The organism is Sphingobium sp. B2D3C (assembly GCF_025961835.1).
In the GTDB taxonomy this organism is placed as follows: domain Bacteria; phylum Pseudomonadota; class Alphaproteobacteria; order Sphingomonadales; family Sphingomonadaceae; genus Sphingobium.
Window position 1 is genome coordinate 3,440,860 of sequence record NZ_JAOQOK010000001.1, and the last position, 13,212, is coordinate 3,454,071.

The 13,212-nt window shown below is 66.4% G+C and carries 14 protein-coding genes and 1 tRNA gene; 13 read left to right on the top strand and 2 right to left on the bottom strand.

Translation table 11 applies throughout. The features are described from left to right. Window positions 1-3 precede the first annotated feature (3 nt). Complete coding sequence (locus M2339_RS16055) at window positions 4-321, bottom strand: GIY-YIG nuclease family protein (RefSeq protein WP_264587951.1); 318 nt, start codon at window positions 319-321, stop codon at window positions 4-6. A 268-nt stretch (window positions 322-589) separates the two neighbouring features. Here M2339_RS16055 and hisG point away from each other — a divergent pair, with 268 nt between their 5' ends. The 13 genes from hisG (at window position 590) to M2339_RS16120 (ending at window position 12,192) form a co-directional block, all read left to right on the top strand. Further along, window positions 590-1,252 (top strand): ATP phosphoribosyltransferase, encoded by a 663-nt coding sequence (gene hisG, locus M2339_RS16060; protein WP_264587950.1) that lies wholly within the window; start codon window positions 590-592, stop codon window positions 1,250-1,252. After that, window positions 1,242-2,531, top strand: a complete 1,290-nt coding sequence (gene hisD, locus M2339_RS16065; RefSeq protein WP_264587949.1) for a histidinol dehydrogenase — start codon at window positions 1,242-1,244, stop codon at window positions 2,529-2,531. The genes hisG and hisD overlap by 11 nt, the downstream gene beginning before the upstream one ends. Before the next feature lie 81 nt (window positions 2,532-2,612). Further along, entirely contained in the window at window positions 2,613-3,062 is a 450-nt protein-coding gene (nusB, locus tag M2339_RS16070) for a transcription antitermination factor NusB (protein ID WP_264571892.1), read from the top strand. 1 nt (window position 3,063) lies between these two features. Next, the gene (gene thiL / locus M2339_RS16075; protein WP_264587948.1) at window positions 3,064-3,984 is read left to right on the top strand and encodes a thiamine-phosphate kinase; all 921 of its coding nucleotides are present in this window, start codon (window positions 3,064-3,066) and stop codon (window positions 3,982-3,984) included. Between the two features lie 499 nt (window positions 3,985-4,483). Next, a complete protein-coding gene (locus M2339_RS16080) occupies window positions 4,484-6,595 on the top strand; it encodes a sodium-translocating pyrophosphatase (RefSeq protein ID WP_264587947.1) in 2,112 nt (703 codons plus the stop codon). A gap of 140 nt (window positions 6,596-6,735) precedes the next feature. Next, a complete protein-coding gene (locus M2339_RS16085) occupies window positions 6,736-7,878 on the top strand; it encodes an 8-amino-7-oxononanoate synthase (RefSeq protein WP_264587946.1) in 1,143 nt (380 codons plus the stop codon). Then, window positions 7,875-8,522, top strand: a complete 648-nt coding sequence (gene bioD, locus M2339_RS16090; RefSeq protein WP_264587945.1) for a dethiobiotin synthase — start codon at window positions 7,875-7,877, stop codon at window positions 8,520-8,522. Before M2339_RS16085 ends, bioD begins: the two co-directional genes overlap by 4 nt. Further along, entirely contained in the window at window positions 8,519-9,790 is a 1,272-nt protein-coding gene (locus M2339_RS16095) for an adenosylmethionine--8-amino-7-oxononanoate transaminase (protein WP_264587944.1), read from the top strand. Before bioD ends, M2339_RS16095 begins: the two co-directional genes overlap by 4 nt. Window positions 9,791-9,869: 79 nt before the next feature. After that, window positions 9,870-10,121, top strand: a complete 252-nt coding sequence (infA, locus tag M2339_RS16100; protein WP_181558542.1) for a translation initiation factor IF-1 — start codon at window positions 9,870-9,872, stop codon at window positions 10,119-10,121. A 50-nt stretch (window positions 10,122-10,171) separates the two neighbouring features. Then, window positions 10,172-10,744 (top strand): Maf family protein, encoded by a 573-nt coding sequence (locus M2339_RS16105; RefSeq protein WP_264587943.1) that lies wholly within the window; start codon window positions 10,172-10,174, stop codon window positions 10,742-10,744. Further along, complete coding sequence (locus tag M2339_RS16110; protein WP_264588396.1) at window positions 10,731-11,768, top strand: ribonuclease; 1,038 nt, start codon at window positions 10,731-10,733, stop codon at window positions 11,766-11,768. Before M2339_RS16105 ends, M2339_RS16110 begins: the two co-directional genes overlap by 14 nt. Further along, window positions 11,758-11,958 carry a DNA gyrase inhibitor YacG gene (locus M2339_RS16115; protein ID WP_264579861.1) on the top strand — a complete coding sequence of 67 codons (201 nt, stop codon included), beginning with the start codon at window positions 11,758-11,760 and terminating at the stop codon, window positions 11,956-11,958. Before M2339_RS16110 ends, M2339_RS16115 begins: the two co-directional genes overlap by 11 nt. 158 nt (window positions 11,959-12,116) lie before the next feature. Continuing rightward, a tRNA-Phe gene (locus M2339_RS16120) sits at window positions 12,117-12,192 on the top strand. A gap of 50 nt (window positions 12,193-12,242) precedes the next feature. Here the strand turns inward: M2339_RS16120 and M2339_RS16125 are convergent. Next, window positions 12,243-13,211, bottom strand: coding sequence for a hypothetical protein (locus tag M2339_RS16125; protein WP_264587942.1), 969 nt, complete (start codon window positions 13,209-13,211; stop codon window positions 12,243-12,245). Between the last annotated feature and the right edge of the window lies 1 nt (window position 13,212).

Below are 13,212 nucleotides of genomic sequence, written 5' to 3' on the forward strand. Positions count from 1 at the left end.
CCTCTACACATCCGTTCGCCCTGAGCTTGTCGAAGGGCTGTTCTTCCGGCCTTTGGCGAGGCGGGCGATTGTCTCCCAATCGCCACGAATGAGAGCCATCTTCTTCGTCCGAGACCAGCCCTTAAGTTTACGTTCCATTTCCAGCGCCTCAATCCGGGTTGAGAACTGCTCAGACCAGACGAGCTTCAACGGTCGCCGGTCTCGGGTAAACCCAGCAATTTCGCCGGCCTGGTGCTGATTGATGCGGTGCTCAATATCATCGGTATGGCCCACATAAAATGCGCCGCCATAACAATGCAGCATGTAAACCCAGAACGACATAGCCTTATGATGAAGGAAGGACAGCCCTTCGACAAGCTCAGGGCGAACGGTTATGCTGCCTGTTTATGCTAGCCCTCAGAAGAGCAGGTAGAGCAGGATGATGATGGGAATCGGGATCCCGATCAGCCACAGCAAGATACCTTTACCCATGTCATCAGTCTCCTTCTTGTCTCTTTGACCAATGCCTCGGGCGCCAATCCGTTGCCTTGAGGAGCGAATGCGGCCCGCAATTGCAGTTTCGCGCGTGAGGGCCTAAAGCGCGCCGGCTATGAGCCGCTCCATCACATTCGCCATTCCCAAGGGACGCATTCTCGAAGAGGCCCTGCCGCTGCTGGCGCGCGCGGGCATCGAGCCCGAGGCGGAGTTCCATAAGAAGGAAAGCCGGGCGCTGCGGTTCGCGACCAATGTCGAGGGCCTGTCCATCATCCGCGTGCGCGCGTTCGATGTGGCGACCTTCGTCGCGCATGGCGCGGCGCAGGTCGGCATCGTGGGATCGGACGTGATCGCCGAGTTCGGCTATTCCGAGCTTTATGCGCCGGTCGATCTCGATATTGGCCATTGCCGCCTGTCTGTCGCCGAGCCGGCCGATGCGGTGCCCGAGGTGCTCGGGGCGGCCAGCCATGTCCGCGTCGCGACCAAATATCCGCATCTCACCCGCGCGCATTATGAGGCGCTGGGGGTGCAGGCCGAGTGCGTGAAGCTGAATGGCGCGATGGAACTGGCGCCCTCGCTCGGGCTGGCGCGGCGGATCGTCGATCTCGTCTCGTCCGGCGCGACGCTGAAGGCCAATGGCCTCGTTGAAACCGCGAAGATCATGGACATTTCCGCGCGACTCATCGTCAACCGGGCGGCGATGAAGATGCGCGCTGCCGAGCTGGTGCCAATGGTCGAGCGCTTCCGCGCTGCCGTGGAGGCCAGCCGTGCCGCTTGAGCTGGATGCCCGTGATGCGGGGTTCGCTGCGCAGTTCGAGGCGCTGGTCAACGCCCGGCGCGAGGCGGATGAGGATGTCGCACAGGCTGTGCGCGATATCGTCCGGCGCGTGCGGGCCGAGGGGGACTCCGCGCTGGCCGACCTGACCGCGCGGTTCGACCGTTTCGATCTCGATGCGCAGGGTTGGTCGATCAGCGCCGAACAATGCGCCCAGGCCTATGCGCAGATCGATGCGCCGCTGCGCGATGCGCTCAATCTCGCCGCTGAGCGGATCGCCACCTATCACGCAAAGCAGAAGCCGGAAGATGCCGGCTGGACCGACGAGGCCGGCGTGCGGCTCGGCGCGCGGTGGAACGCCGTGGAAGCGGCGGGCATCTACGTGCCGGGCGGGCTGGCTGCCTATCCCAGCTCGCTGCTGATGAATGCCATTCCGGCCAAGGTCGCCGGGGTCGAGCGCATCGTGATGATGTCGCCCACGCCGGGCGGGCAGCTCAATCCCGCCGTGCTGGCGGCAGCGCATATTGCGGGCGTGAGCGAAATCTGGCGCGTCGGCGGTGCGCAGGCGGTGGCGGCGCTGGCTTATGGCACGGCGCGGATCAAGCCGGTGGACGTCATCGTCGGGCCGGGCAATGCCTGGGTCGCAGAAGCCAAGAGGCAGGTTTACGGCGTGGTCGGCATCGACATGGTAGCAGGGCCGAGCGAGATCGTGGTCGTCGCGGACGGCAAGAACGATCCCGAATGGATCGCCGCCGATCTGCTCAGCCAGTCCGAGCATGACGAGACCAGCCAGTCGATCCTGTTCACCGATGATGCGGCCTTTGCAAAGGCCGTGGCTGCGTCGGTCGAGGGCTGGCTCAATCGGCTCGAAACCGGCGCTCGCGCGCGGGTGAGCTGGACCAACAATGGCGCGATCATCCTAGTGCCGGACCTTGAGGCCGCGCTGCCGCTGGTCGACCGGCTGGCGCCCGAGCATCTCGAACTGGCCGTGGACGATCCGCAGCCGCTGTTCGACAAGGTGCGCCACGCCGGATCGGTGTTCATGGGCCGGATGACGCCCGAGGCGATCGGCGATTATGTCGCGGGGCCGAACCATGTGCTGCCGACCGGGCGGCGCGCGCGCTTCTCCTCCGGCCTCTCCGTGCTGGACTTCATGAAGCGCACGAGCTTCCTCCAACTCGACGCGCGCGCCATCGGCGCCATCGGCCCTGCGGCGCTGGCGCTGGCGCAGGCGGAAGGGCTGCCGGCCCACGCGGCCAGCGTGGCGGTGCGGCTGAAATAGACAGACCCTGTGCAGCGGTGCGCGGAACGGGATGGTGAAATCCCGTATCCATCGCGCGCCCGAACCGATATGAAGGACGCAATGAAGCCAACGAAATCAAAGTCCCGCTCTGCGGCGCGGCTGGCGGCCGTGCAGGCGCTCTACCAGCAGGAAATGGAAAGCACGCCGCTGCCGCTGCTGCTCCATGAGTTCCATCAGCACCGCCTCGGCGCTACCATTGAGGACGTGACCTATCACCCGGCCGAACAGGCCTTCTTCGATGATGTGGTGAAGGGCGTGGACGCGCGCCGCGACGAGATCGACCAGCATATCATCGACCGGCTGGCCAAGGGCTGGTCGATGGAGCGCCTCGACAAGCCGATGCGGCAGATCCTGCGCGCCGGCACCTATGAGCTGCTGGCCCGCGCCGACGTGCCCACGGCGAGCGTCATCAGCGAATATGTCGATGTCGCTCACGCCTTCTACGACAAGCGCGAGGCCGGCTTCGTCAACGGCCTGCTCGACGGCATCGCCAAGAGCGTGCGCAGCTAAGATGAGCGCGGAGGCGGACCTTCTCCGCCGTCTGCGCGCCATGGCGAGCGACCTCGCCGCGCGCGGCCTGATGGACGACGTTGCGGTGATGCCCACCATGGGGCAGCAACTCGTCATCACCAGCGACACGATGGTCGAAGGCGTGCATTTCCGCGCCGACGATCCGCCCGAAACCGTCGGCTGGAAGCTGGCGGCGGTCAATCTCTCCGATCTCGCCGCCAAGGGCGCGGTGCCTGTCGCCTGCCTGCTGAACTACGGGCTGACCGGTCAAGCCGGCTGGGACGAGGCGTTTCTGGACGGGCTGGGGCGGGCGTTGCGCAGTTTCGGGATGCACCTCATCGGCGGCGATACCGTAAAGCTGCCGACGGGCGCGCCGCGCGTGCTCAGCCTGACCGCCATGGGCGAGGTGCCGGCGAATGAACAGGTGCCGGCGCGTACCGGCGCGCGACCGGGCGACCGCTTGTTCGTCTCCGGCCCGATCGGCGATGCAGGAGCGGGTCTCGCCTTGCTCGATGAAGGGCTGAAGGAGCCGGCGGAACTGATCCGTGCCTATCGGGTACCAACGCCGCATATCACGCTCGGGCAGACGCTCTCGTCGCAGGCGCATGCGATGATGGACGTCTCCGACGGGTTGCTGATCGATGCGCAGCGCATGGCGCTGGCCAGCGATTGCGCGGTGGAGATCAATCAGGTGCCGCTGTCCGATGCCTATGTGTCGCTGCGCGGGAACGGCATCGAGGCGCGGCTGGCTGCTGCGACGCACGGCGATGATTATGTGCTGCTCGTTGCCTTGCCCGGCACGCTGGCGTCGCCCCGCGGGCTGCTGGAGGTCGGGCGGTTCAAGCACGGCGAGGGGTTGACGGTGCGCCTTGATGGCAAGGCAGTGCCGTTGCCGGCGCGGCTGGGTTACGAGCACGGCTAGGGATCGACGGTCGCTCTTGCCTCCGTTCGTGCTGAGTAGGCTCTGAGTAGCGCCGTGGCGCGTATCGAAGCGCCGTATCGAAGCATCGCGCCCTGAGCAGTCCTTCGATACGCCATTTCGGCAGGCTCAATAACTACTCAGGCCGAACGGATTGGGGAGTGCGGCCGTTGGGCTGATGCAAGGCCGGCGACCTGTTCGTGAGCTGTTACGGCCTTATTCCTGGCCCCGTTCGTGTCGAGCCCTTCGACTGCCCGCAGGGCGGGCGCTCAGGATAAACTTCAGCTGTAAGCTGAAGTCGAGACACCCGGCGCGCGCTTACGCATCGACTTCGCTTGATGCGAACGGGGTGGAGGAACACGGACGGGATGAGTGACGGCACCTGCTGATCCCACCCCCTTCCGTTTAACCGCTTGACGGCACGGGAGAGCGCTTTACCTTCCGCTCCAAAGCCGAACATGGGCGGTCAACGCCCGGGCACCGTCACAGGGGAGAACGCGATATGACCTCGGTCTTGATCGCCATTGGTTGCGGCCTGCTTGCCGTGATCTATGGTCTGGTGACCAGTCGCCAGGTGCTGAGCGCGCCGGCCGGTAGTGCCAGGATGCAGGAAATTGCGGGTGCCATTCAGGAAGGCGCCAAAGCCTATCTCGGACGACAATATACCACCATCGCTATCGTCGGCGTCATCGTCGCCATCATTCTCTTCTTCACGCTCGGTCTGCTCTCCACGGTCTCGTTCCTGATCGGTGCGGTGCTCTCGGGGGTCGCCGGCTATGTCGGCATGAATATTTCCGTGCGGGCCAACGTCCGCACCGCGCAGGCTGCGAGCGAATCCCTGCAGGGCGGGCTGACGCTGGCTTTCCGGTCCGGCGCGGTTACCGGAATGCTGGTTGCCGGTCTCGGCCTGCTCTCGATCGCCGGGACGTTCTGGTATCTGACCGGGCCGGGCGGCCTCGCGCCCAATGATCGCTCGATCATCGCCGCGCTGACGGCGCTGGCTTTTGGCGCCTCGCTCATCTCCATCTTCGCGCGGCTGGGGGGCGGCATCTTCACCAAGGCCGCCGATGTTGGCGCCGATCTCGTCGGCAAGGTCGAGGCCGGCATCCCAGAGGACGATCCGCGCAATCCGGCGGTCATTGCGGACAATGTCGGCGACAATGTCGGCGACTGCGCCGGCATGGCGGCCGACCTGTTCGAGACCTATGTGGTGACGCTCGGCCTCACCATGGTTTCCATCGCGCTGCTGGTCGATGCGCCCTCCGCGCAACTCATGGCGCTGATGTCACTGCCGCTGGTGGTCGGCGGCATCTGCATCATCACCTCGATCATCGGCACCTATTTCGTGCGGCTGGGCAAGTCGCAGAACATCATGGGCGCGCTCTACAAGGGCTTCTGGGTGACGGCGGGCCTCTCGGTGCTCGGCATCTATTATGTCACCAACCGCGTGCTGGGCGACATGGATGTCGCGATCGGCGCGGGGCTGGATGGCACCGGCGGCTATACCGGCATGGCGCTGTTCTGGTGCATGCTGATCGGCCTGATCGTCACCGGCCTGCTGGTGTGGATCACCGAATATTACACCGGCACCAATTATCGACCGGTCAAGTCCATCGCCAAGGCAAGCGTCACCGGTCATGGCACCAATGTGATCCAGGGCCTCGCAATCAGCCTGGAATCGACGGCGCTGCCGACGTTGGTCATCACCATCGCGGTGATCGCGACCTATCAGATCGCCGGGATCATTGGCGTGGCCTTCGCGGCCACATCGTTGCTCGCGCTGGCCGGCATGGTCGTCGCGCTCGATGCTTATGGTCCGGTGACCGACAATGCCGGCGGCATCGCGGAAATGGCGGGCCTGCCCGATGATGTGCGCCACCGCACCGATGCGCTCGATGCCGTGGGTAACACCACCAAGGCGGTGACCAAGGGCTATGCCATCGGTTCGGCGGCGTTGGCGGCGCTGGTGCTGTTCGGGGCGTACACGGCGGATCTGGAAATCTACTTCCCGGACATCGCGGTCGATTTCTCGCTGAGCAATCCCTACGTCATCGTGGGTCTGCTGCTGGGGGCGCTGCTGCCCTATCTCTTCGGTGCATTCGGCATGACTGCCGTGGGCCGGGCAGCGGGCGCGGTGGTCGAGGATGTGCGTGAGCAGTTCCGCAGCGATTCGGGCATCATGGCGGGCACGTCCCGACCCAATTATGCCCGCACCGTGGACATCGTGACCAAGGCGGCGATCAAGGAAATGATCATTCCCTCGCTGCTGCCGGTGCTGACGCCCATTGCGGTCTACTTCATCATCACCGCCGTGGCCGGGCAGGCGCAGGGCTTTGCTTCACTGGGCGCGCTGCTGCTCGGTGTCATCGTTTCCGGCCTGTTCGTCGCTATCTCGATGACCAGTGGCGGCGGCGCCTGGGATAATGCCAAGAAGTATATCGAGGACGGCCATCATGGCGGCAAGGGCTCCGAGGCCCACAAGGCTGCCGTGACTGGCGACACGGTCGGCGATCCCTACAAGGATACGGCCGGCCCGGCGGTCAACCCGATGATTAAGATCACCAATATCGTGGCGCTGCTTCTGCTCGCCGCACTGGCGCACGGGGCGATGTAAAGATCCCGGCGCACAATCCCGGAAACGGGAGAGGAGGAAAGCCCGTCCGGATCCTGTCCGGGCGGGCTTTTCACGTCTTGGCCTATGGGCCCTCTCCGCGATGCTGGCGAGCCGGAGGCGCCGACGCTATAGCGCCGGCCATGTCTTCTGCGCTTGCCTCCTTCCAGTCCCAGCTTGATGCGCTGGAGCGTCGCGCCCGCCGGCGGCGCCTCATGCCGCGCGCAGGCCATGATTTTGCATCTAACGACTATCTCGGCCTTGCCGGCGACCCGGCGATTGCCGCTGCGGTGGCTGATGCGCTGGCGCGGGGTGTGCCGGTCGGCTCGGGCGGGTCGCGGCTGCTGCGCGGCAATGCGCCTGAGCATGAGGCGCTGGAGGCGCAGGCCGCGCAGATGTTCGGCAGCGAAGCAGCTTTGTTTCTAGCCAATGGCTTTGCCGCGAACATCGCCATTCTTGCCGGCCTGCCGGGGCCAGGCGATCTTGTCGTCGCGGATGCGCTCATTCACGCCAGCGCCCATGACGGGATGAAGCTCGGCAAGGCCGGCTCCGTGCTGGCGCAGCATAATGATGCCGACGCCTTTGCCGACGCCATTGCCGGCTGGCGGCGCGAGGGTGGCACGGGGCGGGTGTGGATCGTCGCCGAAACGCTCTATTCCATGGACGGTGACAGGGCCCCGGTCGATGACCTTGCTGCCGTCGCTGCGCGGCATGATGCGATGCTGGTGCTGGACGAGGCGCACGCCACCGCCGTTCACGGGCCGGGCGGGCGGGGCCTGAGCGCGCATCTTGAGCCGGCGGAAAATGTCATTGCGCTCCACACCTGCGGCAAGGGGCTGGGCGCGGAGGGGGCGCTGGTGACGGCCACGCGGCCGATCATCGATCTGCTGGTCAATCGCGGGCGCAGCTTCGTCTTCTCGACGGCGCCTTCGCCGCTGATGGCGGTTGCGGTGCAGGCCGCGCTGGCGTGCAGTCTGGAAGGCGACGATCTGCGCGCGCGCCTGAGCGATCTGATCGATCATGCTGCGCAGCATTTATGCGCGCCGCTGGGGCTTCCCGCGCCTGCCAGCCAGGTCCTGCCGATCGTGCTGGGGGACGATGCGCGGACGATGCAGGTTGCGGCCTTGCTGCAGCAGGCCGGGTTCGATGTGCGCGGTATCCGCCCGCCCACGGTGCCGCGCGGCACCGCGCGCCTGCGCCTGTCGCTCACGCTGAATGTCGATGAGGAGATCATCGCAGAACTGGGGGAAGCCTTGCAGCAAGCGCTCCGACAGGTGCCGGCATGAGCGGCGCCCTCATTGTGTCGGGCACCGATACCGGCATCGGCAAGACGGTGGTTGCGGCCGGCCTCGCTGCTGCTCTCGGCGCCTCCTACTGGAAGCCGATCCAGGCCGGCACGGCCGATGGCACGGACAGTGCGGATGCCGTGGCGCTCGGCGTCGCGCCGGATCGATGCCTGCCGGAGGCGTATCGATTGGCGCTCCCGGCCTCGCCGCATCTGGCCGCCGAGCGGGAAGGGCTCGTGCTGGCCCCATCCCGTCTGGCGCTCCCGCCCGCGCGTCCGCTGATCGTGGAGGGCGCCGGCGGCTTGATGGTGCCCGTCCGCCGCGATCCGCCGATGTTGATGATCGACCTGTTCGCGGGCTGGGGCGCGCCGGTGTTGCTCGTCGCGCGGACGGGGCTGGGCACGATCAACCATAGCCTGCTGAGCATCGAAGCTTTGAAGGGGCGGTCCATCCCCATTGCCGGGCTGATCTTCGTCGGGGAAGCACATCCCGACAATGAGGCGATCGTGCCGGCGCTGACGGGCGTGCGCAGCTTCGGCCGCCTGCCGATGCTGGACCCGCTCGATGCCGCGCATCTGCGGCAGGCGATGCACGCGCATATCGATCTGGCCGGGGTGCGCACGGCGATGGGTGGGCCGTCATGACATCCCCCGTTTGGCATCCCTTCACCCAGCACGGCCTTGGCGAGGCGATCCCGCAGATCGTGTCCGCCTCCGGGGCGTGGCTGACCTGCGATGACGGCCATCGGCTGCTCGACGGCATCTCAAGCTGGTGGGTCATCACCCACGGCCATTGCGAACCGCGCATCGCGGCGGCCATCGCGGCGCAGGCGGGCACGCTCGATCAGATGATCTTCGCGGGCTACACCCACCCGCAGGCGGAGGCGCTGGCCCGGTCGCTGGTGGCGCTGACCCCGCCCGGCCTGGATCATGTATTCTTCTCGGACAGCGGGTCGACGGCCGTCGAGGTGGCGCTCAAAATGGCGCTCGGCCATTGGCACAATCGCGGCGAGGCGCGGCACCGCCTGTTGGTGCTCGAGCATAGCTATCATGGCGATACCATTGGCACGATGTCGGTGGGCGAGCGCGGCGTGTTCAATCGCGCTTATGCGCCGCTGCTGTTCGACGTGGAGACGGTGCCCTTCCCCGCGCAAGGGCACGCGCAGGCCAGTCTCGATGCACTGGAACGGCTGTGCCGGACGGGCGAGAAGCCTGCGGCGTTCATTGTCGAGCCGCTGGTGCTGGGGGCAGGCGGGATGCTCCTTTATCCGCCCGAAACTCTCCGCGCCTTTGCCGAAATTTGTGCGCAGCATGATGTCCTCTTCATCGTGGATGAAGTGATGACCGGCTGGGGCCGCACCGGCACGCTCTTCGCCTGCGAACAGGCCGGCGTGGCGCCGGATATCCTATGCCTGGCGAAGGGGTTCACCGGGGGCGCAGTCCCCTTGGCGGCGACGCTGGCCAGCGCAGCAATTTTCGAATCGCACCGCAGCACGGACCGGGCGGCGATGTTCTTCCACTCATCGAGTTTCACCGCCAACCCCATCTGTTGTGCAGCAGCCCATGCCAATCTGGCGATCTGGCGGGACGAGGATGTGCCGGGGCGCATCGCCGCGCTGGGTTCGGCGCTCGATGAAGGGCTGGCAACGCTCGCCGGCCATGGCCGCCTGCACAACCCCCGGCGGATCGGGGCCATTGCGGCAATCGACATGGTGGTGCCCGATGGCGGCTATCTGTCGGACGTCGCGCCCCGCTTGCGGGCGCATGCGCTAGAGCAGGGCCTCTTGCTTCGGCCGCTCGGCAACACCATTTATCTCATGCCGCCTTATTGCACGACGCCGGCCGAGATTGCGCAGGCTTTCTCCGTCATTGCGGACGCGGTGGACACCCGCCCGAACTGGCACACGCGCTGAAATTCACCGGACGGCTCAATCGCTTCCCAATCCGCGCTTTTGCGGCTATGGGGCGCCATTCGCGAAAAACTGGAAGATTATGGCCAAAGAAGAACTCCTCGAGATGCGCGGGCAGGTGGTTGAGCTGCTGCCCAACGCCATGTTCCGCGTCCGTCTGGAAAATGATCACGAAATCCTCGGTCACACCGCAGGCAAGATGCGCAAGAACCGCATCCGCGTGCTCGTCGGTGACGAAGTGCTGGTCGAGCTGACGCCCTATGACCTGACCAAGGGCCGGATCACCTATCGCTACATGCCCGGCCGCGGCGGCCCCGGCCCCGGCCAGCCCTGATCGGCAGCGCGGTGGCGTCTCCGCCCCGCGATAGCCGGACAGGCGATTCCATGCGCCTCATTCTCGCATCCGCCTCGCCGCGCCGACTGGACCTTCTCGCCCAGATCGGCGTGACGCCCGATGGCGTGGACCCTGCCGACATCGACGAAACGCCGGGCAAGACCGAACTGCCCGCGCCCTATGCCGCGCGCATGGCCGCGCAGAAGGGCGCGGCGGTGGCGGCACGTCATCCCGGCGCGCTGGTGTTGAGCGGCGATACCGTGGTGGCTTGCGGGCGGCGCATTCTGCCCAAGGCGGAGGATGAAGCCACGGCCCGCGCCTGCCTGACGCTCCTTTCCGGCCGGCGTCACCGTGTGCTGAGTGCGGTCACGCTGATCGATGCTGAGGGCAAGGCGCGCCACAAGCTCTCGACCAGCACCGTCACCTTCAAGCGCCTGCATCCGCAGGAGATCGACGCCTATCTCGCCAGCGGCGAGTGGGACGGCAAGGCGGGTGGCTACGCCATTCAGGGACGCGCGGCGGGACTGATTCGCGTCCTCTCCGGCAGCCCCTCCGGCGTGATCGGCCTGCCGCTCCACGAAACGCGCACGCTCCTCCTTTCAGCAGGCTATTCTTGTGACTGATACACCCACGACGCTCCACTGGCTCTATGAAGAGGGCATTGGCGAGGCCCGCGCCGCGCTGGTGAGGGGCGGGCGGATCGTCGAGGCCCAGATCGAGCGGGAAGACAAGCGCGCCCGCGCCGGCGGCATTCATTCGGGGCGGCTGGTGCGCACGCTCATTGCCCGCAAGCGCGGCATCGCGCGGCTGGATAGCGGCGAGATGGTGCTGATCGAGCCGATCCCGCCCAAGGTGGCGGAAGGCGCGCCGGTGCGCGTCGAGATCCTGCGCGAGGCTATCGCCGAGCCGGGGCTGGACGAGGCGCGCGAAAAGCTGGCCAAGGGGCGCATCGCGCAACCCGGCGTACAGGCCGGTCCCGGGCCGAGCCTGCTCCAGCGCCTGCAGGCAAGCGGTGTGCCCATCGTGCCGTGCCCCGCGCATGAGGCCGACCGGATGGAAGCGGCCGGCTGGAGCGAATTGCTGGCTGAAGCGATGAGCGGTGAAGTGGGCGCCGAGGATGCCGCGTTGCGCATCTTCCCGACGCCGGCGATGACGCTCATCGATGTGGACGGCGCCGCGCCGCCTGCCCAGCTCGGCCCCAAAGGCGCCAAGCTTGCCGCACAGGCGATTGCGCGCATGGGCATATCCGGCTCCATCGGCATCGATCTGCCGACGATGAACAATAAGGACGAGCGCCTGATCGCGGCGGCGCAGATCGACAAATATCTGCCCCAGCCGTTCGAGCGCACGGCGGTCAACGGTTTTGGCTTCGTGCAGATCATCCGCAAGCGCGAACGGCCCTCGCTCATGGAACTGCTGCGCGCCGATCCGGTCCGCGCGGCGAGCCTGGCGGCGCTGCGCGCGGCCGAGCGGCAGGAGACTGCTGGCGGCGGAGGCGGGCCGGTCGTGCTGACGGTGCCGGCTGCGGTGGCCAAGGATATCCGCACTCATCCGGACTGGATCAAGCTGCTGGAGCGCCGGCGCGGCGGGTCGCTGGACCTGCGCATCGACGACGCCTTGCCGCTGGGGGCGCATCATGCCCATTAAGAATGTCTGCCCCTTGTGCCGCCAGCCGAGCGTGCAGGAATTTCGCCCCTTCTGCTCGCGCGGCTGCCGCGACCGCGATCTGATCGGCTGGATGGATGAGGGCTATCGCGTCCCGGTCCGTGCCGATGATGACGAGGATGGCGAAGGCGGCAGTGCCGGGCCGGCCAATGAGGACGCTTCGCGGGGCTGACCGGCGCGCAAGGCCCGCCAAATGCGGGCGGAATGCGCATCTTCGGCTCCCGTCACTTTCTTGAACGGAAAAGGTCGAAACGGGGCTGGACATGCCCCCGCGACCATGCTTATAGCGCACGCTCTTTCGCCGGGTCTTGCACCAAAGGCGATCCCCGTGCCCGGGTAGCTCAGTTGGTAGAGCATGCGACTGAAAATCGCAGTGTCGGCGGTTCGACTCCGTCCCCGGGCACCACTTTCCTCAGAATCTGAAAGTCTGCTGCCCGTCTCAGGCGGGCGCCTGCGCTATTGCAAGTTCTTCTGCCGCACGACCCAGCGCGGGTTGCGGCACAGCCCGCAATCGGTGCCAACGAACATGGCGCGCGCCTGTGGATCGCCCTTGAGGCGCCAGTCGAGCCAGTCGACAGCCACCTTGCCGAACTCGCCGCCATTCTTCTCCCAATAGGTGCCCTCATGCGGGGTCTGCTTGCGATAGGCGCGCAGGGCCGGGATGTTCGGCAGGTGGGCGAAGTCGTCATTCGCGTTGGGGAAGGCGACATCCATCTCATCGCCGCTGATATAGGCGACCGCACCGTGCAGCTTGGCCAGATCGGCCTTGACCAGCGCCTTGCCGCCGGCGGTGGCATTGAGGCCGGACTCGTCAGGGAACAGGCCCATATTCCACACGACGGTGGTGGTTACGCGCCTGTCGGCGCCCGCCTCGATCGCCTGCACGCCGCCGCAGGACATGCCCATCACTGCGATGTTCGCCGTGTCGATGCGGCCCTGATAGGGGCTACCGGCACGGCTGTTCTCGGCGATGGCCCAGTCGATGGCGGCGATCAGCTGCCGGGCCGATGTCGGGGCGGGCGGTGCCGTTGCCGGATCGGGCGGGCCTTGGTTGGGGGCAGGCTCGGGTCGCCAGCGCTGATCCTCCAGCGCGCCGATCTTGCCGTTCGACACGACGAGATAGCCGTGGGAGGCGATCTCGCTGAGGAACCAGCGGAACCACGTGCCCTTGTCCAGACAGCCGCCAACGCCCCAGACCACAATAGGGAGCTTCTGGTTCGGCAGCGTGCCCCCCCGCAGGGGATCATAGATCGTGTGATCGGGCAGGCGGGCATCGGTGGACGGGGTCACCGGAAATGGGCCAGAGCCGAGCGGCGTCTCGTTCGACACTGCCTTTGGCAGACCACTGGTCGCGCAGGCGCTGAGGCCAGCGACGCCCGCCAAAGCCATCATGCCGGAGAGGATGATTTTCCGAACAGCCTTCACT